This is a genomic window from Rhizobium sp. SVR5-2C (assembly GCF_056755115.1).
The window spans coordinates 1-2,999 of the sequence record NZ_JBNDHT010000265.1; the positions used below are offsets into that span (position 1 = coordinate 1).

Below are 2,999 nucleotides of genomic sequence, written 5' to 3' on the forward strand. Positions count from 1 at the left end.
GGAAGAGCAGGACATAAGCAACGAGGAGCGTCGCAAAGGTCTGGTAGAGCGGCAACGCCACCCGCACGGTGATGGTGACCAGTGCCAGCGCTACGACGACGCCCGGAAGCGAGCCGACGTAATAATGGCAGGCTTCCAGCACCCGTTGGAAACGGCCAGGTGCGCGAACCGAAAGCCAGGCCATCGGGGCAGCCGCGATCGTCGCCAGCACGCCGCCAGCGACCGCAAGGACAATCGTCTGTAGGAAAGCATTCCCGACTGTATCCAGCCGCCAGATGTCCGCACCGCCAAGATAGAGCCACCGTCCGAGCGTTACCAGCGGCACTCCGAGCGTCAGGACTGCAAGCGCGACCGGCAACAGGATCGCAGGGACCACGAACCAGCCGAGACGGCGGCGATCGGCGGGGCGCGCGGAACCGGAGCCGACACGGGCATAGCGCTCGTTGCCGCGAAGCAGGATTTCCAGGCCGAGCAGGAAGAGGCAGCAAGCGACAAGCACGCCGCCGAGCATGTTGGCGGCAGGGCTGTTATAGGCCGACTGGAACTGATCGACGATCGCTGTCGCAAACGTATCGAAGCGGATCATCACGAACAGGCCGTATTCGGAAAGCAGGTGCAGTGCAATCAGCAGCGAGCCGCCGCAGATCGCAAGCCGCAGCTGCGGCAGCACGGTGCGGAAAAAGACGCCCCAGGGACCGAGGCCGAGCGATGCCGCCGCATCCTCGATCGCCGGATCGAGGCGGCGAAGGGCAGCGGCAACCGGCAGATAGAGAAAGGGATAATAAGCAAGCACGGAAACGAAGACGCCGCTTTGCAGGCCGCGCATGCCGGGAACGAGGCTGACCCAGGCATAGCTGTGCACGAAAGCCGGAACGGCAAGCGGTGCCACGGCAAGCCAGGACCATATGCGCGGAAAGGGAATGTTGGTCCGCTCCGTCAGCCAGGCGAGCGTCACCGCAAGAGCGAGCGACAAGGGGATGGTAAGCGCTTCGAGGAGGACGGTATTGACGAGCAGTTCGCCGACGCGCGGCCGGAACACCAGCTCCTCGACGGTATGCCAGCCGACCTCGATAGTGACCCAGCCGATAAAGCCGAGCGGCACAAGGCTCAGGGCGGCAATCAGCGTGGCAAAGGCGACAACGGAGAGGTGGGGAATGCGCCTTCGCAGCAAACCACCGCTGATCTGCGCGCCATTAACAGGCGCGAACTCAGAAGCAAATGGTCTGTTATCTTGCAGCAAGGCACGCGCCTTTTGTCGCTGAAAAAGGAAGCCAACCGCTTCTGTTTCAAGCGGTTGGCAGGGATCGGGTCATGCCCTAAGGTTTTCTTGAGTTAAAAGCAATGGTTTTGACTCCCATAGCCTGCGGCAGAAAGACTTAGATGAGACCCGCGGCCGTCATCAGCTCGACGACCTTCTTGCTGTCGAGCTCGGATGCTTCGACCTTCGGCGCGTTCAGATCCTTGAGCGGAACGAGCTTCGGGTTGGAGTCGCCGCTTACCGCATATTCATAGGACGTGCCGTTCTTCAGGATCTCCTGACCGGCCTTGCCGGCGATGAATTTCAGAAACGCCTGGGCTTCCTTCATGTGCTGCGTCGACTTGAGGACGCCGCCGCCGGAGACGCTGACGAACGCGCCCGGATCCTGGTTCTTGAAGTAATGCAGGCCGACATTCTTGCTGTTCTCGCCGGTCTTCGCCTGATCGCCGAACCAGTAGTAGTGATAGATGATCGCACCTTCGACTTCACCGGCATTGACGGCCTTCATGGCGACGCTGTTGCCCTTGTAGGGCGTTGCGTTTTCCTTGAGTGCCTTCAGCCAGGCGGCCGTTGCGTCTTCGCCCTTCAGCTGCAGCAGCGCACCGACGATCGCCTGGAAATCGGCGCCGGCCGGAGCCGCACCCCAGCGGCCCTTCCAGGCCGGATCTGCGAGGTCAAGCATGGACTTCGGCAGCTTGTCTTCCGTCAGCTTGCTCTTGTCGTAGGCGAAGACGGTGGTGCGTGCGGCGATGCCCGTCCACATGCCGTCGGCCGGGCGGTACTGCGCCGGGACCAGGTCGAGCGTTTCCTTGTCGACCGGGGCGAAGAGACCGGCGCCGTCGACGAGCGTCATGGCCGGGGAGTTTTCCGTCAGGAATACGTCAGCCGGAGAAGCGTCGCCTTCCTGGATGATCTGGTTGGCGAACTGCATGTCGCTGCCCTGGCGCATGGTCACCTTGATGCCCGTTTCCTTGGTAAAGGCATCGATCCACTCGCGGCCAAGGCTTTCATGCTGGGCGTTGTAAACGACGATACCTTCGGAATCCTGCGCATTCGCGCCGGAAGCCAGCGACGTCGCTGCGAGAAGCGAGGCGGCAAAAGCAAGCGCGGAAAAGCGCGAAAGAGAAATTTTCATTGATACCCTCCATGGCGGTGTCACCCATTTCGGTGACGCGCACCCCCTATATTTTTCTTGATTGGCTTTTTCAAGTTTACGGAAGGACGATGCGATCAAAAATACTTGAATAAACGCATCAACTTTAGAACGATTCCATTGAGGAATGCCATGAACAAAAAAAGGGACGACGGCGTCACGCCATCGTCCCTTTCAGGTTCCATGCGATTATCGATCACTCAACGTCGAATTTGACGCCCTGAGCGAGGGGCAGTGTCTTGCCGTAGTTGATCGTGTTCGTCGTGCGGCGCATGTAGGCCTTCCAAGCATCCGAGCCCGACTCGCGGCCGCCGCCGGTTTCCTTTTCGCCACCGAAGGCGCCACCGATTTCAGCGCCCGACGGCCCAAGGTTCACATTCGCGATACCACAGTCCGATCCGCGAGCGGAAACGAAGGTTTCGGCTTCGCGCATGTCGTTTGTGAAGATCGAGGATGAGAGGCCTTGCGGCACCGCATTGTGCAGCTCGAGCACCTCATCGAAATCCGCATACTTCATGACATAGAGGATCGGCGCGAAGGTCTCGTGCTCGACCGGACCCGTCTGCGACGGCATTTCGACCAGCGCCG

3 protein-coding genes are annotated in these 2,999 nt (G+C 60.6%); all 3 read right to left on the reverse strand.

Annotated features, from left to right (window positions below):
* On the reverse strand, nucleotides 1-1,240 hold a 1,240-nt coding region (locus ACPYOI_RS35355; RefSeq protein WP_481424087.1), incomplete at its 3' end, for an ABC transporter permease.
* Between the two features lie 136 nt (nucleotides 1,241-1,376).
* A complete protein-coding gene (locus tag ACPYOI_RS35360) occupies nucleotides 1,377-2,393 on the reverse strand; it encodes an iron ABC transporter substrate-binding protein (RefSeq protein ID WP_481418459.1) in 1,017 nt (338 codons plus the stop codon).
* Nucleotides 2,394-2,607: 214 nt separating this feature from the next.
* A partial coding sequence (locus tag ACPYOI_RS35365; RefSeq protein ID WP_481424088.1) for an aldehyde dehydrogenase family protein occupies nucleotides 2,608-2,999 on the reverse strand: 392 nt, incomplete at its 5' end.